This window comes from Metabacillus sp. 22489, from assembly GCF_052044855.1.
Lineage (GTDB): Bacteria > Bacillota > Bacilli > Bacillales > Bacillaceae > Metabacillus > Metabacillus niabensis.
This window is the reverse complement of sequence record NZ_JBQENT010000002.1, coordinates 161,581-181,779: the sequence shown is the minus strand read 5'-3', so window position 1 is coordinate 181,779 and position 20,199 is coordinate 161,581. Positions and strand designations below refer to the sequence as shown.

At 36.4% G+C, this 20,199-nt stretch carries 21 protein-coding genes; 19 read left to right on the top strand and 2 right to left on the bottom strand.

The features are described from left to right. Nucleotides 1-42: 42 nt before the first annotated feature. The 9 genes from ACTJJ9_RS02140 to acpS are packed head-to-tail and all read left to right on the top strand — an operon-like array spanning nucleotide 43 to nucleotide 7,514. Entirely contained in the window at nucleotides 43-1,110 is a 1,068-nt protein-coding gene (locus tag ACTJJ9_RS02140; protein ID WP_145581098.1) for a BtrH N-terminal domain-containing protein, read from the top strand. Beyond that, a complete protein-coding gene (locus tag ACTJJ9_RS02135; RefSeq protein ID WP_145581097.1) occupies nucleotides 1,098-2,114 on the top strand; it encodes a hypothetical protein in 1,017 nt (338 codons plus the stop codon). The genes ACTJJ9_RS02140 and ACTJJ9_RS02135 overlap by 13 nt, the downstream gene beginning before the upstream one ends. Next, on the top strand, nucleotides 2,086-3,123 hold the full coding sequence (locus ACTJJ9_RS02130; RefSeq protein ID WP_095300459.1) for a BtrH N-terminal domain-containing protein: 1,038 nt from the start codon (nucleotides 2,086-2,088) through the stop codon (nucleotides 3,121-3,123). The genes ACTJJ9_RS02135 and ACTJJ9_RS02130 overlap by 29 nt, the downstream gene beginning before the upstream one ends. Before the next feature lie 15 nt (nucleotides 3,124-3,138). After that, the gene (locus tag ACTJJ9_RS02125) at nucleotides 3,139-4,044 is read left to right on the top strand and encodes an ABC transporter ATP-binding protein (protein WP_145581096.1); all 906 of its coding nucleotides are present in this window, start codon (nucleotides 3,139-3,141) and stop codon (nucleotides 4,042-4,044) included. Beyond that, on the top strand, nucleotides 4,041-5,060 hold the full coding sequence (locus ACTJJ9_RS02120; protein ID WP_145581095.1) for an ABC transporter permease: 1,020 nt from the start codon (nucleotides 4,041-4,043) through the stop codon (nucleotides 5,058-5,060). Before ACTJJ9_RS02125 ends, ACTJJ9_RS02120 begins: the two co-directional genes overlap by 4 nt. Before the next feature lie 5 nt (nucleotides 5,061-5,065). Next, complete coding sequence (locus ACTJJ9_RS02115; RefSeq protein ID WP_186324133.1) at nucleotides 5,066-5,983, top strand: glycosyltransferase; 918 nt, start codon at nucleotides 5,066-5,068, stop codon at nucleotides 5,981-5,983. Beyond that, on the top strand, nucleotides 5,967-6,713 hold the full coding sequence (locus ACTJJ9_RS02110; RefSeq protein WP_145581093.1) for a PIG-L deacetylase family protein: 747 nt from the start codon (nucleotides 5,967-5,969) through the stop codon (nucleotides 6,711-6,713). The genes ACTJJ9_RS02115 and ACTJJ9_RS02110 overlap by 17 nt, the downstream gene beginning before the upstream one ends. Nucleotides 6,714-6,730: 17 nt before the next feature. Then, entirely contained in the window at nucleotides 6,731-7,147 is a 417-nt protein-coding gene (gene fabZ / locus ACTJJ9_RS02105; RefSeq protein WP_255451819.1) for a 3-hydroxyacyl-ACP dehydratase FabZ, read from the top strand. Between the two features lies 1 nt (nucleotide 7,148). After that, nucleotides 7,149-7,514, top strand: coding sequence for a holo-ACP synthase (acpS, locus tag ACTJJ9_RS02100; RefSeq protein ID WP_095300468.1), 366 nt, complete (start codon nucleotides 7,149-7,151; stop codon nucleotides 7,512-7,514). Between the two features lie 61 nt (nucleotides 7,515-7,575). Here acpS and ACTJJ9_RS02095 read toward each other — a convergent pair whose 3' ends face one another. Next, nucleotides 7,576-7,929: a hypothetical protein gene (locus ACTJJ9_RS02095; protein WP_095300470.1), complete on the bottom strand. Its 354-nt coding sequence runs from the start codon at nucleotides 7,927-7,929 to the stop codon at nucleotides 7,576-7,578. 426 nt (nucleotides 7,930-8,355) lie between these two features. Here ACTJJ9_RS02095 and hemG point away from each other — a divergent pair, with 426 nt between their 5' ends. Both hemG and ACTJJ9_RS02085 read left to right on the top strand, forming a co-directional pair. Further along, the gene (hemG, locus tag ACTJJ9_RS02090) at nucleotides 8,356-9,738 is read left to right on the top strand and encodes a protoporphyrinogen oxidase (protein ID WP_145581092.1); all 1,383 of its coding nucleotides are present in this window, start codon (nucleotides 8,356-8,358) and stop codon (nucleotides 9,736-9,738) included. Between the two features lie 245 nt (nucleotides 9,739-9,983). Continuing rightward, nucleotides 9,984-11,405: an alanine/glycine:cation symporter family protein gene (locus ACTJJ9_RS02085; protein WP_174879618.1), complete on the top strand. Its 1,422-nt coding sequence runs from the start codon at nucleotides 9,984-9,986 to the stop codon at nucleotides 11,403-11,405. A 188-nt stretch (nucleotides 11,406-11,593) separates the two neighbouring features. Here ACTJJ9_RS02085 and ACTJJ9_RS02080 read toward each other — a convergent pair whose 3' ends face one another. After that, complete coding sequence (locus ACTJJ9_RS02080) at nucleotides 11,594-11,779, bottom strand: aspartyl-phosphate phosphatase Spo0E family protein (protein ID WP_095300477.1); 186 nt, start codon at nucleotides 11,777-11,779, stop codon at nucleotides 11,594-11,596. A gap of 210 nt (nucleotides 11,780-11,989) precedes the next feature. Between ACTJJ9_RS02080 and ACTJJ9_RS02075 the strand changes: the two genes are divergently transcribed. From ACTJJ9_RS02075 to ACTJJ9_RS02040, 8 genes are all read left to right on the top strand, one after another. Next, nucleotides 11,990-12,217: a hypothetical protein gene (locus tag ACTJJ9_RS02075; RefSeq protein ID WP_145581090.1), complete on the top strand. Its 228-nt coding sequence runs from the start codon at nucleotides 11,990-11,992 to the stop codon at nucleotides 12,215-12,217. A 1-nt stretch (nucleotide 12,218) separates the two neighbouring features. After that, entirely contained in the window at nucleotides 12,219-13,334 is a 1,116-nt protein-coding gene (locus ACTJJ9_RS02070) for an endospore germination permease (protein ID WP_145581089.1), read from the top strand. Then, nucleotides 13,331-14,929: a spore germination protein gene (locus ACTJJ9_RS02065; RefSeq protein ID WP_174879615.1), complete on the top strand. Its 1,599-nt coding sequence runs from the start codon at nucleotides 13,331-13,333 to the stop codon at nucleotides 14,927-14,929. Before ACTJJ9_RS02070 ends, ACTJJ9_RS02065 begins: the two co-directional genes overlap by 4 nt. After that, nucleotides 14,922-16,133, top strand: coding sequence for a Ger(x)C family spore germination protein (locus ACTJJ9_RS02060; RefSeq protein ID WP_186324132.1), 1,212 nt, complete (start codon nucleotides 14,922-14,924; stop codon nucleotides 16,131-16,133). The genes ACTJJ9_RS02065 and ACTJJ9_RS02060 overlap by 8 nt, the downstream gene beginning before the upstream one ends. A gap of 518 nt (nucleotides 16,134-16,651) precedes the next feature. Then, nucleotides 16,652-17,467, top strand: a complete 816-nt coding sequence (locus ACTJJ9_RS02055; RefSeq protein ID WP_370877260.1) for an ABC transporter ATP-binding protein — start codon at nucleotides 16,652-16,654, stop codon at nucleotides 17,465-17,467. Between the two features lie 181 nt (nucleotides 17,468-17,648). Next, on the top strand, nucleotides 17,649-17,879 hold the full coding sequence (locus tag ACTJJ9_RS02050) for an excisionase family DNA-binding protein (protein ID WP_145581086.1): 231 nt from the start codon (nucleotides 17,649-17,651) through the stop codon (nucleotides 17,877-17,879). Nucleotides 17,880-18,009: 130 nt separating this feature from the next. Further along, nucleotides 18,010-18,969, top strand: a complete 960-nt coding sequence (locus tag ACTJJ9_RS02045; RefSeq protein ID WP_145581085.1) for an alpha/beta fold hydrolase — start codon at nucleotides 18,010-18,012, stop codon at nucleotides 18,967-18,969. A gap of 209 nt (nucleotides 18,970-19,178) precedes the next feature. Continuing rightward, nucleotides 19,179-20,186 carry a BMP family ABC transporter substrate-binding protein gene (locus ACTJJ9_RS02040; RefSeq protein ID WP_145581084.1) on the top strand — a complete coding sequence of 336 codons (1,008 nt, stop codon included), beginning with the start codon at nucleotides 19,179-19,181 and terminating at the stop codon, nucleotides 20,184-20,186. The last annotated feature ends 13 nt before the right edge of the window (nucleotides 20,187-20,199 follow it).

The window sequence follows — 20,199 nt, the reverse complement described above, 5'->3', positions numbered from 1 at the left end:
TAAAATCCGTTCAATAAAAAGAAGAAAGAAGGTAGGTTTCGGATGAGTAAGTTAATAGAGTTTGAGACACATCGTTTAGGATTGAACTGCGGTTCGGCACCTATCCGAGATATGCTTGAATATAATGGCTTTATGTTTACGGAGCCTATGTGTTTTGGCTTAGGCAGTGGCTTGCATTTCGTTTACCATCATGGCGGAGAAGAGGTTGTTGATAGACAATATCGTGCACCGCTAACGGTAATTACAGGACGAACGGAAACTCCTTTTGTTGAGCTATGCAGTGTTCTAGGTATTAAAATCACCTTGAAAAGAACACATGATAAAGAGATTGCTTGGAAAACTGTAAAGGAATTAATCGATCGTGATATTCCTGTTGCATGTGATATTGATGTTTCAAAAATTCACGATACAAATCCGATTGCCGAGCAATTTGGCTATTCAATGGGAGGACATAAGGCAATATTAATTGGTTATAACGAGGAAAGAAATGAAGCGGTTATCGTTGAAAATGTTATCGAAGAGCCTGTAACAATTCCGTTAGATGCGTTTCATATGATTAGAGCCTCTGCCGATTTATATCCTTCTGAAAATGAATGGTTCTATATTGATCCACCGCAGCAAATTCAGGATATCTCTGTTGCGATTAAAATGGCTATTCGAAAGAATGTCCAATTAATGAAATATCCGGCGTTTTCCTTATATGGGACAGACAAGGAGTGGAGTGGGCTTCCAGGACTGCGAGTTTGGCATGAGGAAATTATGAAGTGGCCAAGTATTTTAGAAAAAGATCGTTTAGAGCTTAGTATTTTCACAGCTTTTATTCAAAATAGCATTTCAGGCGGCGGGTTATTTCGGAAAATGTATGCTCGATTTTTACGAGAAGCAGATGATCATTTAAATGAACCACAATTAGTACAAGCATCAAATATGTATCGCAAGCTTGCTAAAAAGTGGGATGCTCTTATCAATATGATGATGAACGGCTATCATGCGAAGGAATACAGTGTCTTTTCCTCATTAGAATTCAAATTGTTAACAGATGAAATTTTAATAATGGAAAATGAAGCGATTCAGCTATTAGATGAGGTATCGAAAAAGTGGTTTTCATAACAAATGATCGAGTTCACCATGAAAAAGGCTGTCATCCACAGCTAAGTCTATTAAAGACATTATTCCTATTTCAGCAACAGCAGTTTGGCAAGCTGACTAAGCTATCAATTTCCGAAGCTTTTCTATTTAGCATCTCATCTGGACCTGGATTTATATATAAGGCAGTAGGGGAAGATAGAATCGTAGTTGCAACCCACTCTTTAAATAGTTTACAAGATTTAGCGACAAGTACGGGTACGTGGATTAACCGTCGATTCTCAGCGACAGGAGAGCAGGCACTAATTGAAATGGCAGACTATTTATCTGTTTGGAAAGCACCGGTTTTAGTAACTGTACCGCAAAGTCTTTTCCCGAGTAGTTATCGTTTTACAGAGGAGATATTTTATGAAGATATTGAGCCTGTTACGAAATGCTTGGTGACTCATATCAATGAGTGCGACGTAGAATGTAGGATTCATAGTGAAAACGAAGCTATTGTCGTGGACAGGAGTAAATTTCTTGAAGCAATAAACAGGTATCGTAATCGTTGGGTTGATCTCATTTTTCCGAGTAAAGATATCTCGCTTAATTGGATTTATAAGCATTCATTAAGCAGGCAAATTCATCGTGTTGAAGCAGGGTGGCAATCCTTTGGTACGCCAAAGCAAAATATGGAACAGTTCTTTCACGATTTTGCTAAAGATCCAAACGCTAAATCGTGGCACGATGTATTTTCCTATGCAAGCTCTTTAGCTGATGACTTTGGACGAGCATGGTATGCAGCCTTTTTAAGGGAGGCTAGTAATCAGCTTGAAAGCCGAGCTATTGAAGAAGCAGCTTCTATATATGAAAGGCTATCCCTTCAGTGGAGGCTTTGCCTAAATGAGATGAGAAAGGGTCGATTTCCTCAAGAAGTGACGGAACAGATTTTATCATTAGAAGAGGAAGTGACCATGCTGCTAAAAGAGAGCATGAAAAGAAAGGAGGAAGAGCAGCTTGTCTACAACATATCCTCCTCCGTATAAGCATGATAGAGGCATACATTGTATAACAACGGCAATGACCAATATTCTTCATCATAAAGGCATTGAGATTTCCGAAGAGCTTTGCTTCGGTATTGGGAGCGGACTCGGCTTTACGTACACAAGAGGCAGGAAATTAGAGCAATTTCTTGTTTTTGGCCGCAGTGATGACCTTGAGCTTAACCTTTGTGAAATGTTAGGGATTTCCGCAAGACTTTGTCAGCATCCTAATAGCGATGTTGCCTTAGATAAGGTGTTGAAGCGTTTTTCGGAAAATCAACCAGTGATTGTTGATTTAGATATTAGTAAGCTACCATATTTAACTCAAGCATTAATGTGGCCTGAGACATCGTCACACGGCGGGCATAAAGCGGTATTTGGCGGGTATGATCAAGCATCAGATGAAATTATCCTATACGAGTATTTATGGGTCGAGCCAAAGCGGATGAAAAGGGAAGCATTTTATCAAGCTTGGAACTCATTTAATGGGCTAGCACCTGCGTGTAATTTATGGTATGAATTTGAGTTTCCTATATCCATTTTTCCACTTGAAGAAGCGATTAAAAAGGGTATAGAAATGAATGTCTTTCGCATGCTTTCGCCATGGAACAAATTTCACGGTGTATCTGGATTAAAAGCATTTTTAAGAGAATCGCCAAATTGGCACTATCTTTTTAATGAGGAAGCAAGAGTAAAGCTGGCATATGCTTCCTATATTTCGTTAGAGATCGGTGGGACAGGGAAAGGTGCCTTCCGGAAAATGTTTAGTCGGTTTCTTAAGAAGGCTGCATATTTGCTCCATGATGATAGGCTTAACTTGCTATCAAAGGAGTATTTAGTTTTAGCATCACTGTGGTCAGAGCTAGCGAATTTATTACATGAGGGAAGTCACGATCCAATAAAAGGGCTATTCTCAGGGAATGAGGCAAACGAAAGATTAACGAACGAAATTTATGAGAAGGAAATTCGGGCAATAACAAGATTAAAAGAGATAACGGATATGTGGAGATAAGGAGCTTGAAAATCGATGGTGATGTTAAGTGTAAAAAATATCTCTAAGGCCTATGCGTCGAAACAAGTTGTTGATCACGTTTCATTCGATATTAAAAAGGGTGAGATTTTTGGTTTTTTAGGGCCAAATGGTGCGGGGAAATCAACAACGATCGAAATCATTGCTGGTCTTAAAAAAAAGACTGGTGGCGTCGTGACGATTAACGGGAAAGAAATGACGGACAAGGATCGCTACAATTATTTAGGAGTCCAGCTACAGCAAGCAGAGCTGTACGGGAATTTAACTGTAAAGGAAACGCTGAATTTATTTTTATCATTTCATAATCGAAAGGCATTTATTGATGAGCATATCCACTTAACAAAATTGGAGGCTTTTTTAAATCAAAAGGTAAAAAGTCTATCAGGGGGACAAAAACAACGTTTGTCACTAAGCCTTTCATTAGCAAACGACCCCGAGATTTTAATTTTGGATGAACCAACCGTAGGCTTAGATCCTCAATCAAGACGATTATTATGGGATATTATTCTCAGTTTAAAGCAAAAGGGAAAAACGATTTTGTTAACGACTCATTTCATGGATGAAGCACAAAGATTATGTGATCGCGTGGCGATTATGAATGAAGGAAAGCTTCTTTTTGTTGATACAGTTGATCATTTATTAAACCAGATTGATAAACGATTTTCGATCGTTATTGAAACAACTCCTGATATTTATCCATTTCTGAATGTTGAACATTTAAGTGCAATCATTGTTAGGGATGATGAAAATGTCGTGATTAAGACGGATGAAATCGATGAAGCATTTCAAAAAGTGATGAAGCAAATTGAGGAAAACGAGCTTGAACTGAAATCAATCGTCATAAAAGAAGCAAATTTAGAGGATCTTTTCATCCAATTAACAGGTAAGGAGTTAAGAGAATGAAAAGTGTATTTGCACTTACTAAAGCGTATATTTCGTTACTAGTTAAGGATAAAATGACATTATTTTGGTTTCTCGCATTTCCACTTTTATTCGTCCTGCTGTTTGGCTATGTTGTGCCTAACGTTGGAAACCAACACGATATGGTGATTTTAGCCGAGGGAGAAAATTCAAAGCTGTTAACGGATCAACTTATGACCTTTCCGCGAACAATGATCGATGAGGATATGACGCTCAATAAAGGGAAGACGGAGCTAGAAAATGGCAATATCTCAATATTGGTATTTATCACAGAGGAAAGAGTCGATTTTCACTACTTGAAAGAGGAAGAAAAATGGGTGAAAAACATTCAACAAGCAATTACGCCAAATATCGGTCCGCGAATAATAGATTCTGTTACATATGAGGGAGTCCATAAAATAGAGCCAATCGATTTTATTATGCCTGGGATGATCGGACTGACGATTATGCAAATTGGTCTATTCGGTGGTACTTCATTGCTCGAGGATCGAAGCAAGCAAATTTTGCGGAGGCTTAAAATTAGTGGAATTAAGCCGTGGCAAGTCATTTTAAGCCACATTTTAAGTCGATTAGTCATGGTGCTTTTCTCAACTCTAGTTCTAATCGTATTTGGAAGGGTTATTTTAGGTGTTCCGTTACAATTTGAGTTTTGGTATACCCAGTTTCTATTCATTATATTAGGTGGGTTTGTTTTTTTAAGCTTAGGCTTGCTTATTGCGAGTATTTTAAAATCTCCTGAGGCAGGAAACATCCTTTCGCAATCAGTGAATTTTTTAATGGCATTTATATGTGGAATCTTTATCCCGTTAACAATTTTGCCTGAGACTGTTCAAAGCATCGTTTCCTTTTTACCTTTAACACCGTTAGTTGAAATGCTCCGCAGCCTATTTTTAGGAGCTGCCATCGAGCCAGTTACTTTGATGATGTCTAGCTTAATTTTGCTGTTTTGGGGTTTTGCGAGCTTTATATTGGGTAGTTTACTCTTCAAATGGGAGTGATTTCGTTGTTAAGCATTGTGATTCCAACGTATAACCAGAGAGAAAGATTAGAGGAAGCGCTAGGTGCATTAGCTAAGCAATCATGCTTAAGAGACACAACTGTTTATGTTGTGAATGATGGTTCTACAGATGGGACAAGGTTATTTTTGGAGCAGCTTGACTATGACTGGTTGAAGGTTATTCACCAAGCAAATAGGGGAAGAAGCGCTGCGAGAAATACAGGGATGCAGCAGGCTCGTTCAAAATATGTGCTCTTTTTAGATGATGATATGGTCGTCCTTCCTCGTTTTATCGAGCACCATTTAGCTGCACAGCAGGAGCAAGAAGGTATTTATATAGGTGAAATCTTAAATATTTCTAGTGATAAAGTAGAGAGATTTATTGCAGAAAAGCATGCTGGTGCTGACTTTGCTACATTAGCGAATTTCCAGGAGGAGGACTTGCTCGTTAATCTCGGACGATATTTTTATGAATGGAGCAACAAGCAAGCTGCATTGTCTTGGGTATGTATGGTTGCAGCGAATGTTTCCTTTCCGATCTCAATGTTTAAACAAGTGAATGGCTTTGATGAACGGTTTAAAGGCTGGGGTGTCGAGGATCATGAGCTCGCGTTTCGGTTTCATCAAGCAGGTGGTAAATTCCGCTATTTAGATGAAGCGAAAGCCTTTCATCTTGATCACCGAAAGCAAATCAATCGTCCCCAACTACTTGAAAATGTTTTGTATTTTTATAAAAAATCAGCATTTGAACGGGAAGTTAAAGCTTATGTTGATTATGTAACAGGGAAAATTTCAATGTCTGATTTATATCGGATTGTCATGAAACAAGAGCCAACATGTACTGAACAAGAGATTTATTTTCGCCCAAATGCTCATTTAACGAAAAAGGAAAGTAAGGAAGTTGTCTATGCAACGAATTCTTGAAGCGTTTAGTGATACACATAAACGGCCACAGCTGATGAAAATCACAACAGGGAAGCGGGTGCTAGTTCTGGCCCCACATCCAGATGATGAGATTATTGGACCAGGTGGAACGATCGTAAAGCATATTGAAGTTGGAAATCCGGTGCATATCGTCTTTATAACTGACGGAAGTAAAGGGAGATCAAGGGAGCAAACGATCGAGGAAATTGTTGAGATTAGAATGATGGAGGCAGCTACAGTTTGCGAGCAGCTAGGAGCTACCTATTCTTTTCTTGGCTGTAAGGATGGAGATTATATACCAGAAGAAACGAAACGTCGTCAATTAATAGACATAATGGAAGAATTTCAGCCAACAGATGTCTTTATTCCTCATTCCCATGACACCCATCGCGATCATTTTATGACGAATCTATTGTTTTTTGCCTGTATAAAAGAAAATGGCAATGCCGAACGAATGATTTGGGAATATGAGGTGTGGGCACCATTACGACCAAATACGGTTGTAAATATAACGAAGCAGTTTCATAGAAAACAAGAATTGCTATCATTTTATGAATCGCAATTAAAGCTAATCTCCTATCAGGAAATTATGGCAGGATTAAATATGTACCGAGTTTCTTCAATCCCGATTCGTGGGATTACCCATATGGAAGCCTTTCACCGTTCAGATGAGCAAAGATATGTGGAAAAACTAACAAGGCAAATCACTAATGAACAAATCGAGGTTTAGTATAAAGGAGAGTTACTGTGGATATTAAAGAGATCATGACCAAGCTGAATCATCGTTATCCGTTTTTACTTGTTGATCGGATCGTCGAAAGAGAGCCTGATAAATGGATAAAGGGCTATAAAAACATTACGTTTAATGAGCCTTATTTTAACGGTCACTTTCCTGAAAATCCAATATTTCCAGGGGTATTAATTATTGAAGCGATGGCGCAAATTGGTGGACTGATGTTTTCCGAAAAGGAAAAGGGCTTCTTAGTAGGAGTTGATAAGACAAAATTTATCCATTTTGTAAGACCAGGGGATCAGCTTGTTACAGAGGCGACAAAAATAAAAGAATTTGGTCAATATGCAAAGGTTGAAGTTAAAGGAAGCGTTGATGGCAAAGTAGTTGCAAAGGCAGAGGTAACCTATTACTTCGAAAATGTGGAGGAGTAATATGATTCAAGGAATTGGGCTCGATATCGTTGAAACTTCACGAATCGAAAGGCTGCTTGAAAGGTATCATCATCAATTTATTAAGCTGATTCTCACAGAAAAGGAAACAGCTATTTTCTCACACATTAAAAATCAGCAAAGAAGGGTAGAGTGGCTAGCTGGGAGATTTTCTGCAAAAGAGGCGATCAGTAAAGCGATTGGCACCGGGATACAAAAAAGGTTAACGTTAAAGGATATTGAGGTAATCCCGATGGAAAACGGCCAGCCACGTGCTTTCATCTATGGAAAATATCATGAGAAAATTCATCTTTCCATTACCCATACGAAAGCTTTAGCAGCAACCTATTGCATATTAGAGAGGGAATAAGTATAGTGAAAGGCTGTTTTAAAGGGGTCTGACCCTTAGAAACAGCCTTTTCATTAGCAGTTTAAGATTTTGATAGCTTCCATGCAGGAATAAGAGAATGAAACCGGAAAAGTCTGCTTGCGACAACATGAATGACGACATAAATCAATAATGTTAGAGCATAGGTGATGAACCATTGCATGAAAGACTCGTTTAAGAATAGGAACAATAGGCCCATTCCTACAGGGAAAGGGGTTAAAATGATTAGCCACATAGGTGAATTAAGCTTTTCAACGACTGCTCCTAAAGTGACGACACACGCCCCGATGATAATCGCATGCCAAATTGATAATCCTTTTGTTAAAAAGATATCGCCTAAAAAATATGAAAGACTTGTAAGCAATACTGCAGTAATAAAACTACTATAATACTTCAATCTTTAGTTTCACTCCCTATTAAATGTAATCCATCTATCTATATCATACCATTGTCATTTTATGATATGAATGGAAAAACAGTCATAATTTTCAACTTTTTCTTTGTAAAGTGTCAGGGTGGACAACTTATTAGATAAGAAGGTATGCTTATTTTATGTTAGAGATGATGAAAGGCTTACATAAAATTGTGAAAAATATCACAAATTTAATGATAAAAAGATTTTATACTATATGTATGTGATAACGGGTTTTTTAAGAAGTCTCCTTTTCTAAACGATTGTTGTTTTAAGAGAGTAAGTCGAGATGCGTAGGATATGGCTGCACAAGGAATCACCAATACGACTACTAATCAAAGGCAACAAGCTTACGAAAGAGCTTAAAGAATGAACATTTGTTATGAAATGGCTAAATTAGAGGTGTATGCTATGAAAACAGTCTTAGTAATAGGTGGAGGTATAACTGGCTTATCAGCGATGTATGAGCTGCAAAAGTGGAAAACGGAAAATGAATCAGATGTTCAATTGGTTTTAGTGGAAGCAGCAGACCATCTTGGTGGGAAAATTCGCACTGAAAAGAAAGGCGAGTTTATTATGGAAACGGGAGCAGATTCAATTGTATCTCGGAAGGTGAATGATTCTTTTTTAGATGAACTTGGCTTGCAAAATGAGATTGTATACAATGCAACAGGAAGCTCGTTCATCTTTACTGATGGTGAGATCAAACCGATTCCGTCTGATTCTGTTTTTGGGATACCGGCAAGTATTGAATCACTTGCTTCTAGTACGTTAGTATCTGCAGAAGGAAAGGTAGAAGCTTTAAAGGACTTTTATACGAAAAATGAGTCATTTACAGAAAATGATTCAATCGGTGATTTTCTTGAATATTTTCTTGGACATGAGATAGTCGAAAAGCAAATTGCTCCTGTACTATCTGGTGTCTACTCAGGGTCCTTACATGATTTAACGATTGCTTCCACCCTTCCGTATGTATTGCAGTATAAAAACAATTATGGAAGTATTATAAAAGGGTTTGAAGCAAATAAGGAAAAATTTCAAAGCAATGGGGAAAAGAAATTTCTATCCTTCAAGGATGGCTTAAGCACATTAATTGATACAATGGAGACTAAGCTTGTTGATGTTGATGTACATACAAGCTGGCAGGCAAAGAGCTTGGAGAAAATCAATGATCGCTATAAAATTGTATCTTCACAGGGCAAAGTCATTGAGGCAGATTACGTCGTGCTAAGCATTCCTCACCATGCTGCAGAGCAACTGTTAAATGATAAGCAATTAACAGAGCATTTTGCTAACTTGAAAACAAGCTCACTAATTAGTGTATACCTTGGATTTCAGCTGCCTGATAGCCTGCTTCCTAAAGAGGGAACTGGGTTTATTACGGCTAACGATAGTGAATTATCCTGCAATGCTTGTACATGGACAAGTAAAAAATGGTCACATACATCGAAAAATCATCATTTACTTGTAAGGCTCTTTTATAAAAGCAGTCATCGCTCCTTTGCTGCTATTCAGAAGATGAGTGAGCAAGAGCTAGTTGAAGTAGCACTTGCTGATGTGAAAAAAGCAATGCAGCTAACAGCCTATCCTGTTGAAAGCATTGTAACGAATTGGTCTAATAATATGCCGACTTATCAAATTACACATCCTCAAACAGTTCAAGCGTTGGAGCAAAAGTTAAGCGAAGCATATTCTGGGCTAATGCTAGCAGGCTGTTCCTATTATGGAGTCGGCATCCCAGACTGTATTGAAAATGGCGTTCAAACTGCCAATAGAATCATTGAACGATTATAATTTGTTATAAAAAAGTAAAGCTATTTGGTATGGGGAGACCTATGCTCAAATAGCTTTTTTATATTTATGAATATTATTGCTTCCTTGCGTAAATGCCTAAAGCAGAAATCTACAATCGGGTCTAACGGAGGGTTACAGAAAAAAGGTGTGAAGTTCCGAAAATGAAGTATATATGGTAAAATAATAACTTTATATAGATATTTCTATAATGTCGAGAATACAATTAGAGATAAGAGGTGTTGCGAATGAAAATTATTGAAGCGATTATTAATGGAACAAACACGTTATTATGGTCATATGTTTTAATAATTATGTTAATCGGTATCGGTCTTTATTTTACGTTTCGTACTAAATTTGTTCAGTTTCGGATGATTCCGGAAATGTTTCGCTTGTTAGGCGAAGGGGTAAACGCTGATAAAAAGGGAATATCATCGTTTCAGGCATTTTGTATTAGTACTGCCTCACGTGTAGGGACAGGAAATCTTGCCGGTGTTGCAATTGCAATTACGACAGGTGGTCCTGGGGCTGTGTTTTGGATGTGGTTGATCGCCTTAATAGGATCAGCCTCTGCATTTATCGAAAGCACATTGGCACAAATTTACAAGGTTAAAGATGGAGATACGTTCCGTGGTGGACCAGCCTATTATATGGAAAGAGCGTTAAATGCACGGTGGATGGGTATTGTTTTTGCGGTATTAATTTCCTTAACTTTTGGTTTAGCATTTAATTCTGTTCAAGCCAATACAATTACGAGTGCATTAAATGAGTCATTTGGGATAAATAAAGTTTTAATTGCTGTTGTCCTTTCAGTTATTACAGCGATTATCATTTTCGGGGGATTAAAAAGCGTTGCAAAGGTATCTGAAGTGATTGTACCTGTCATGGCTGGCGGTTATATTATCATTGCCCTCTTTATTATGATTGTAAATATTACAGAGCTTCCAAGTGTTATAGCTCTTATTTTTAAGAGTGCCTTTGGTCTAAGTGAAGTTGCTGGAGGAGCTTTAGGGGCAGCGATGATGAATGGGATTAAACGCGGCTTATTTTCAAATGAAGCTGGAATGGGTAGTGCGCCAAATGCAGCTGCAACAGCAGATGTTACACACCCCGTTAAACAAGGCTTAATCCAATCATTTGGTGTTTTTGTTGATACGTTATTAATTTGTAGCTCAACAGCATTTATCATTTTGTTTTCAGGACTATACACGTCAAAGGAAAGCGATGGAATTGTCTTGACACAAAATGCATTAGATCAATTATTAGGTTCATGGGGCGGCATTTTCTTAGCGATCATCGTCCTATTGTTCTGCTTTAGTTCTGTCGTTGGAAACTATTACTATGGTGAAACAAATATTGATTTTATTAGTACTAATAAACTTTGGTTGAATATTTATCGAATTGCCGTCGTTGCAATGGTTGCATTCGGCTCACTTGCTTCTTTAAGCTTTGTTTGGAGCCTAGCTGATTTAATGATGGGACTAATGGCAATTATTAATATGATTGCGATTGTGCTATTAGGCCATATTGCGATAAAAGCGCTAAACGATTATATCAAGCAAAAAAAGAACGGAAAGAATCCAGTATTCCATGTATCAAATATTAAAGGCTTAAAAAATGTTGAAGCATGGGGCAGCTTGTCAGATAAAGAAAATCTTGATAGCAAATAAATTTTTTGTGAAAAATTCCTTAGCTCTTATATGGGCTAAGGTTTTTTTTAAAAACAGATGCTCATATCTTCTCCTTATACATAAAGGAGTCTTAATAGTTATAAATGATAGGGATTTGTATTTTGTAATAGCTATTAAAATGAAGACAATCTTGATGAGGAGCTAAATGTAAGGTCTTAATCTAGATTTTATCCATTAACTGCAGCTTTATTGTAATAGCCGATCAGCTGTGTTTCAAGAATAAGCTTGTCCAATTCCTCGCTATATTTTATCGTTTCTGGATTTGTAAACCCCTTTGTTTCTGCGGTGACAACCATCAATTTACGAACGAGATTAATTTTATATGATAAATCAGAGTTAATATTTGTATTCATTTTTTAATTCTCCTGTAAAAGATATTAACTAATATTTATATTATTAATGATTTTATTAATTTTTGAAATGGTTTCGACAATTGTTCTATGCAATAGACAAAAAAATAATTTTTCCTACATATTTCCACATATGGACTAATTTTTCCTTCTTTTGCACATATTAAGTTTTGAGAAAAACGTATTGAAATTTATAAAAGTAGGATGATGAGGTTGAGAGCATTCATATTTATACTACTGTTTTTATGTACATCAACACTTACTTCGGTCGGAGATATCTATATCTATAAAAGTTACTTACTAACAGAATACCTCCATTTAATTTCAATTGATAAAGGGACAAATGAATGGATGGTAACTTCATTTTTACTATTCGGATTGCTATTTGCAGTTGTTTCAGATGTAAAGGAAAAGATTAAAAAGAATAGGAAACAATCGTAAGATGAATGAAAATGTAGAAAAAATATCGATTTGGCAGTTATATATATTAATTATCGGTTTTCAGGTTGGAAGTGCTGTTTTAGTTGGGATCGGTAATGAAGCAAAGGGTGATGCCTGGATAGCGGTCATCATTGGAACCATTATAGGAGTGGCAATTATTTTGTTTTATTTGTTTATATTGAAAAAGCTACCAGGCAAAAATCTATTTGAAATCATCCTTTTTTGCTTTGGTAAATGGATAGGTAAGCCGCTCATCTTCCTTTATGTCATCTACTTCTTGTATTTATCAGCAAGGGTATTAAGAGATTTTGATGAATTGATTGTCTCCTCTATTTTTGAATTTACACCAATTGAGTTTATCTCAATCACAATGATTTTAACGATTGTTTATATTCTTCACCAAGGTGTTGAAGTATTAGGACGAACGAGTGAAGTGTTTTTCCCATATGTGCTCACATTTATTGTGTTTATCGGGCTATTTTTATTATTATCAGGTGAAATGGATTTCCATAATTTACAGCCAGTGTTAGGGGATGGATTTAAGCCTGTTATGAATGCAATCTTTCCAGGGATCATCATCTTTCCTTTTGGTGAATCGATAGCTTTTATGTGTATTTTTTCAAAGGTGATAACAAATGAAAAAGTGACCTCAGCAAGTATCATTGCAGTCCTAACAAGTGGATTTTTATTAACATATAGTGCGATCATTCAAATTGCAACTTTAGGTGTGAATTTAAAGGAGCGGACAAATTTCCCATTGCTTAATGCCGCACGGGAAATATCGCTATTAGACTTTATTGAGCGAGTAGACATCTTAATCGTCTTTACGATTATGTTCGGAGTAATTGTAAAGGTCAGTATCTTTTTTTATTGCGGATTGAAGGGGATTGAGGCGTTAACAAATAAAACGCATCGTTCATTTACCCTTCCGTTAGGAGCGATTATTGCTTTTTTATCAATTGAAATCGCTAGTAGCTATCGGGAACATATCATCGAAGGTTTAAAGTTTGTTCCATTATATATCCATCTTCCGTTACAATTTGGAATCCCGTTGTTTATTCTTCCTTTTTTACTTTGGAAGGCGAAGAAAAAACAGAAGAAGGAGTCTAACCAATGAGCATTTTATCAGCATTGTTTCAAAGGAGAAAAAACAAATATAGCAATAGAACTGCAGAAAAAGAGCTTTTTGATAAGGAAAATATCCCCAAAAAATATGATTCTGCTCTAGAAAAGAATATAAAAAGCTTAGAAAATGTTTTTCATCAAACAGTAGATTTTAAAAAAGTTCCTTTGAAAATTGGCCACCAAGATGCTTATCTATGCTATTTAACGACTACATTAAGTAAAAATGATTTAAATTCGCAAATACTTGAGCCATTAAGAGATGCCTATAAAAGAGATGTAGAAGTTAAAAGTATAGAAAGTATTAGAGAGACTTTTTTTCCGGCTGTTTCCTATGAATATGTGGATTCATTAAGCCAGGTCATTTGGGAAATGTTAAATGGTTCCGCGATATTAATGATAGATAAATGTAAGCGAGCATTGGCGCTAAATATTGGAGGAACGGAAAAGCGGTCCATTACGGAACCGAGTACACAGACGATCGTTCGTGGACCGAAAGATAGCTTTGTTGAAGATATGCAAGTAAATATGGGGCTAGTGAGAAAAAGGATCAAAAATCCCCGGTTAGTCTTTGAGGAATTTGTTGTTGGAAATGATTCAAATACGAAGCTTGCACTTTGTTATATGAAGGAGATTGTAAATGAAGATATTTTATCAGAGCTAAGAAGTCGGATAAAAAAAATTGAGGCATCAGCACTATTAGATACTGGGAATATCGAGGAGCTAATAACAGATTCAAGCTACACTTTTTTTCCGCTTTTATTTAACACTGAGCGGCCTGATAGTACGAGTGGAAATATTCTTGAAGGGAAAATTGCAATCTTTCTTGAAGGGACACCATTTGTTTTAATTGCTCCAGCGGTATTTACGGATTTTTTTCAATCATCAGAGGATTATTATCAGCCTTACTTTCTAACAACTTTTATTCGAGTGATTCGCTATGTATCCTTTATGATTACGTTAACTTTACCTTCTTTATATGTAGCGATCGTTACGTATCACCAGGAGCTGATCCCAACAACACTTCTAATTAATATACAATCACAACGGGAAAGTGTGCCGTTTCCTGCCGTTATTGAATTGTTAATTATGGAGTTTACATTTGAGGTTTTGCGAGAGGCTGGAATTAGGATGCCTCGAGTTGTTGGACAAACGCTATCGATTGTAGGGGCATTAGTTATCGGACAAGCGGCTGTTGAAGCTGGATTAGTGTCAAATGTATTAGTTATTGTTGTTGCATTTTCTGCAATTGCAAGCTTTGTATCACCTGTCTTTAACTTTTCGATTGCAGCAAGATTAATCCGCTTTATTTTAATTCTCATGGCATCCATCATGGGGTTATACGGAATCCTTTTGACCCTTGTCGTCATGGTAACTCATCTCGTTGGCTTACGGTCATTTGGCGTTCCTTATTTAACACCTGTTGCTCCTTTTAAATTAAAGGATCAGAAGGATGTATTTGCTCGATTTCCATTTTGGACGAACACGACACGACCGTCCTATTTAAGAACTGCAGCACCGGTTAAAATGAAAAATCAATCACAGCCAAAGCCTCCTAGTCCAAATAAAGGGGATGAAAACAATGGATAAAAGGATCATTATTATCTTTTTATGTATGATTGTTTTTCTAACAGGTTGCTGGGATAGACGTGAGTTAAATGATATATCGATCGTGACAGGGATTGCGGTCGATCCGGGCGAAAAGAAAAAATATAAATTAACTGTTGAAGTCGCAAATGCAGCAGAGTTCGGAAAACAGAGTGCACAAGGAGATGCCCCGGTTATTACTTATTCTCTTGAAGGGGATTCCATTGCCGAGCTGACAAATAAAATGAATATCGGGTTAACGAAGCAGCTTGTTTATTCCCATACGAGGGTTCTATTTATCAATGAAGAAATTGCTAAAAAAGGATTGCTCGGTTTTTTAGACTTCCTTGAAAGAAGTGGACAATTTCGCAATGATTTTAGAATCATTATTACAAAAGGAGATCAGGCTGCAGATTTTACGAGAATCGTATATCCGATCCAAAAAAGTCCATCCTTAATACTGCATCAACAAACAGAATCAATGCAAAGGGAATGGGGCGGTGACCCTTCTGTTAAACTAACTGATTTTATTTCCTCAATTATATCAAAAGGTCGGAACCCGGTTGCGATTATTGTTAAACTAAAGGGGGATGTTGATAAAGGGAAAAAAACAGAAAACAACAAATCATTAGATCCGGAAGCACTTGTCTATATCGATGGACTTGCTGTTTTTAATAAGGATAAAATGGTCGGTTCACTTACAGTTACCGATACAAGAAACTACTTTTGGACGCAAAGACTACAACAAACAAGTATAGCTGTTCCTTGTAATGAGAAGAAGAAAGAAGATGAAACGTTCTTAGATCTTCGAATTATCCGAACGAAAACGAACATAAAGACGACATATAAGCATAATATGCCTAAGCTTCATGTCGATATATACGGAGAAGCAAATATTCAAGGAAATGAATGTACGAGAGATTTAACAAATTTGGATGTTTATAAGGATTATGAAAAAAACTTGAACAAGCAAGTAAAAAAAGGAATAACTGATTCCATAAAGAAAGTTCAAGAAGACTTTGGCAGTGATATTTATGGATTCGGCGATCGATTAAATCAAACAAATCCAAAAAAGTTTAAGGAAGTAAAAGCTGATTGGGATAAAGAATTTGCAAGAGCAGATTTGGATGTACACGTTAATATTACTCTGCTTCGTGGAGGCTTTAGAAATAAAAGCTTTAAAACAGATTTAAAAAGGGGGGAATAATTAAGTCGTCACGCCACCTGATAAGGTGTTACGCCAAATTTAATTATTCCCAAAATCCCATCATTCAATTTTCGATATATTTAGGATAATTCCTGCTTGTATTTTCTAGTTATAAAGTTACAAAAAATCTTATACCCTTATGTAAAAACAAGATAGCATCTCCCTCTCAAAGTCAATTGGGGAAAAGAACTCGAATCATATAGACAATTAATGAGAGGGTTGATATTATAGATGGTGATAATGATTATCAATACCAACAGTTGTATTTAAGCTTAGGTGATAGTCATTAACCTGTACTAGGGAAGTTTTTTTGGTATGATTTATGCAAGAACATTAGGTGTATCCACATTTTTTTCATACCGTTAGATGAAGAACAGAAGTTTGTAATTATTGCAAATACAAATCGAGAGAGATTAATATAGCTGTATGAAATTTAAGATTGCTTTTATTAGTATCGAAATTTTTTATATTTTCTAGCAAGGCAACAATGTATTTTTTAGAAGGCAGAGGTGATAAACGTGATCACGACTGAAAATTTAAATATAGGATATGAAGAACGGTTAATCGTAAAGGATTTAAATATTGTCATTCCAAATGGTGAAATTACTGCTTTAGTCGGTGCGAACGGTTCAGGAAAGTCAACGATTTTAAAAACAATCGCCAGGTTAATGAAGCCGAAAAGTGGAATTGTAACGATAGATGGAAAAGCGATTCATACGCAAAAAACAAAGGAGATTGCTAAGCAATTAGCGATTTTACCTCAAAATCCAACTGCACCAGAGGGATTAACGGTTTATGAGCTCGTTACATTTGGCCGGTTTCCACATCAGCGTGGGATGGCAGCTTTAACAAATGCTGATCGGGAAATTATTTATTCAGCATTGGAAATGACAGGAATTGTTGAATTTGCCGATCGTCCTATTGACCAATTGTCAGGTGGTCAACGTCAACGTGCTTGGATTGCGATGGCGTTGGCACAGGAGACACCGATTTTATTTCTAGATGAGCCGACGACATTTCTTGATATGGCCCATCAAATTGAAGTATTAACGATACTAGAAAAATTAAATAAAGAACAAGGTCGGACGATTGTTATGGTTGTTCATGATTTAAATCATGCAAGTCGTTATGCACACCATATTGTCGCGATCAAAAAAGGGACAGTTGTGAAAAGCGGAACACCATTTGAGGTCATGACCGAGGAAGTGCTTGAGGAAGTATTCGGAGTAAAAAGTGATATCATTCCTGATCCGCGTACAGGGCTGCCACTATGCTTACCATATGGATTAACAAAGGAGCAGGAAGTACTTGAAAGAGTTAAGATGAGCATCTAATAAAAGTATTTTCCAAATTGAGTGAGGCGCTTCTGCTTTTTACAGCGCCTAGCTTCTTTCTGTAACTACAACACAAGTGAATGAAAAGAAAGAACGTGCCTTTTGATTTAAAGTGCACGTGTTTTTCTCATTCCTTTCATAAACATATGATATAATTGGTGAAAAAAGTAAGGTGAATCAGATGTATTTAACGATTCAAGAAACTGCAGAATATTTGTCATTACCCGAGGAAATCGTGAGAAGCTTAGTCCTTCAAAAGAAGATTAGAGCTTTATTTGACGGGGAGCAATATTTAATTTATAAAGATCAATTTCAAACTCATTTTGAGCAATTAGAGAAATATAAACGATTATATGATGAGTATATGAAAGAGCCTATACCTGAGGACATTGATATAAAGGATGAGGATTAAGCAAAGAATCTCTTTATGCCGCCCTGAATAACTTCTGCTCCTAGTCTTGTTAAAAAGGCTATTTCTTTAACAAAAATAATGTTATCATTATTGATAATAATAACATTATTTGAAAAGGGGCAACAATTTAATGGGGAGATTAAGAGAGGAACAGATTCAAGTAAAAGGTGATGTCATGCTCAAGGGAACCGTTGCTATTCCTACCTCAGGATTAGCCAGGTATCCTGCTATTATCATCATTAGTGGATCAGGCGGTGCAGACAGGGATGGGAATATGAAAAAGCCGTCACTTGTTACGAACTTATATAAAGACTTAGCACATTTTCTGACTGAATTAGATTTTATCACGATAAGATATGATAAAAGAGGAGTCGGTGAAAGTGAAGGTGACCTGCTCAAGACAGGAATGACAGAATTAGTCGACGATATAAAGACGATGATCACCTTCTTGAAACAGCACCCACAAGTTGATCCAGATAAAATTATACTACTGGGCCATAGTGAAGGCTGTGTCTTAGCAACAAAGGTTAATGCAACGATGCCTGTTGCTGGATTAATTTTAATTGCTGGGGCAGGAACAAATTTAAAGGATCCAATAATTTATCAAAACCGGCAAATGCTCGAAGAAATTAAACGACTTAGAGGCTTGAAAGGGAAGCTATTAAGAATTCTTGTAAAAGAAGATAAAATCTTGAATCAGACTAATGCGCTCTTTAACAAAATGGAACAATCGACAACTGATTTCGTGAAGTACAAATTGAAAAGGATGCCTGCAAAATGGTTTCGGGAGCATTTTCGTTATCGTACAGAAGAGGTTCTTCATGATTTAATGCATGCCACATGCCCGATACTTGCAGTCACGGGTGATAAGGATGTTCAAGCAAATGTCGATGATTTAAAAGTCGTTGAAGATCTAGGAAATGAAACGATTAAGACTGTAATCATTAAAAATATGAATCATATGCTAAAAGAATTTAAAGGTGAAAAAACAGTTTTAAACTTAATGAAACAGTACAAACAAGGAGCAACAGCGCCGATACATGAGGAACTTATGCAGCAATTAAAGATTTGGTTAACATCTTTGAAGTAAATGAATGATGCCTTTAAACTCAGTGATTTAGTCAATTACTGGGTTTTTCTATGCCTATACTTAAGGGATTACTACGAATAATAGATAGTAGATGATAATAGTAGAATTTGTCGAAGAATGTAGAAATTTTTAGAAATTTGTAGCTTATAACATATTTGTTCGCTATAATGGAATAGGATAATGGAACTGTTTTAAGGGGAGAAAAGGCGATGCAGCAATCAAAACTTCATAGAATGATAGCCACCTTCACCGTGATTGTTGTTATCATTATTATTGGAACAATGATTTTGAAAACAAAAGGGATAATAAAGGAAATCGAAGTATCAAATATTCATAACATAAAAAGGCCGGAAGTAACAATTATCGCTTCAGGAACTTTAACAGATCAAAGCTGGGGAAGCTTAGCATACAAGGGAAAATTAAAAATTGAAGAAAAATTTCCAGTTACTGTAGCTATTTATAGTGGAATTTCGACAAAAAAATCGATAATGAAAACTGTTACTGAAGCGATTCATAACGGTTCAAAAGTTATTATTGGACATGGTCGGGAATTCTCTCCTTCGTTCGAAAAGCTAGCTCTATCTTACCCAGATATTAAATTTGTTACGATCCATGGTTATGCAAAATATAAAAATCAAGCCGTCTATACATTTGATCAAGGTGAAATCGAGTATTTTGCTGCCTTAGCTGCAACATTAGTGACAAAATCAAATAAAATCGGTTTAATCGATTCTATAGAGAGTAGAGACATAAATCCAGAATTTGAAAATGCTCTTCATCACTATAAACCTGATGCAACCTTTTATTATAGAGTTGTTGGGGATCGGGATAATGGTAAAAAGGCGACAGAAATTATGAGAGAGCTAATAGCAGAGGGTGTCGATGTAATATATAGTAAGGGAAATCTATATAATCGTGATGTTATTAGTCTAGCAAAAAAAGAAGGTATTTATGTAATTGGATATCTTGACGATCAATCATATATGGGGAAAAATTATGTATTAACAAGTGTAATGAACGATGTTTCACAGGCATATATCGCAATTATGAATGATTATTTTAGTGAAGAGGGCATTCCACCAGGAGGAAGAATGCTTAATAGTAGTCATGGTGTTTATGAATTAGCTCCATTTGGACCAATGTTTGATGAAGAGGATATTGAATATATAAAAGACCAAAGAATGAAATACAAAATTGGTGAGTTAAAATTTAACTAAGTGAGGGGAATTG

What these genes read in the sequence shown, in the direction of transcription:
- ACTJJ9_RS02140 (WP_145581098.1), top strand. Translation starts at nt 43, where the DNA reads ATGAGTAAGTTAATAGAGTTTGAGACACATCGTTTAGGATTGAACTGC.
- ACTJJ9_RS02125 (WP_145581096.1), top strand. Translation starts at nt 3,139, where the DNA reads ATGGTGATGTTAAGTGTAAAAAATATCTCTAAGGCCTATGCGTCGAAA.
- ACTJJ9_RS02120 (WP_145581095.1), top strand. Translation starts at nt 4,041, where the DNA reads ATGAAAAGTGTATTTGCACTTACTAAAGCGTATATTTCGTTACTAGTT.
- ACTJJ9_RS02110 (WP_145581093.1), top strand. Translation starts at nt 5,967, where the DNA reads ATGCAACGAATTCTTGAAGCGTTTAGTGATACACATAAACGGCCACAG.
- acpS (WP_095300468.1), top strand. Translation starts at nt 7,149, where the DNA reads ATGATTCAAGGAATTGGGCTCGATATCGTTGAAACTTCACGAATCGAA.
- hemG (WP_145581092.1), top strand. Translation starts at nt 8,356, where the DNA reads ATGAAAACAGTCTTAGTAATAGGTGGAGGTATAACTGGCTTATCAGCG.
- ACTJJ9_RS02085 (WP_174879618.1), top strand. Translation starts at nt 9,984, where the DNA reads ATGAAAATTATTGAAGCGATTATTAATGGAACAAACACGTTATTATGG.
- ACTJJ9_RS02080 (WP_095300477.1), bottom strand. Translation starts at nt 11,779, where the DNA reads ATGAATACAAATATTAACTCTGATTTATCATATAAAATTAATCTCGTT.
- ACTJJ9_RS02070 (WP_145581089.1), top strand. Translation starts at nt 12,219, where the DNA reads ATGAATGAAAATGTAGAAAAAATATCGATTTGGCAGTTATATATATTA.
- ACTJJ9_RS02065 (WP_174879615.1), top strand. Translation starts at nt 13,331, where the DNA reads ATGAGCATTTTATCAGCATTGTTTCAAAGGAGAAAAAACAAATATAGC.
- ACTJJ9_RS02060 (WP_186324132.1), top strand. Translation starts at nt 14,922, where the DNA reads ATGGATAAAAGGATCATTATTATCTTTTTATGTATGATTGTTTTTCTA.
- ACTJJ9_RS02050 (WP_145581086.1), top strand. Translation starts at nt 17,649, where the DNA reads ATGTATTTAACGATTCAAGAAACTGCAGAATATTTGTCATTACCCGAG.
- ACTJJ9_RS02045 (WP_145581085.1), top strand. Translation starts at nt 18,010, where the DNA reads ATGGGGAGATTAAGAGAGGAACAGATTCAAGTAAAAGGTGATGTCATG.
- ACTJJ9_RS02040 (WP_145581084.1), top strand. Translation starts at nt 19,179, where the DNA reads ATGCAGCAATCAAAACTTCATAGAATGATAGCCACCTTCACCGTGATT.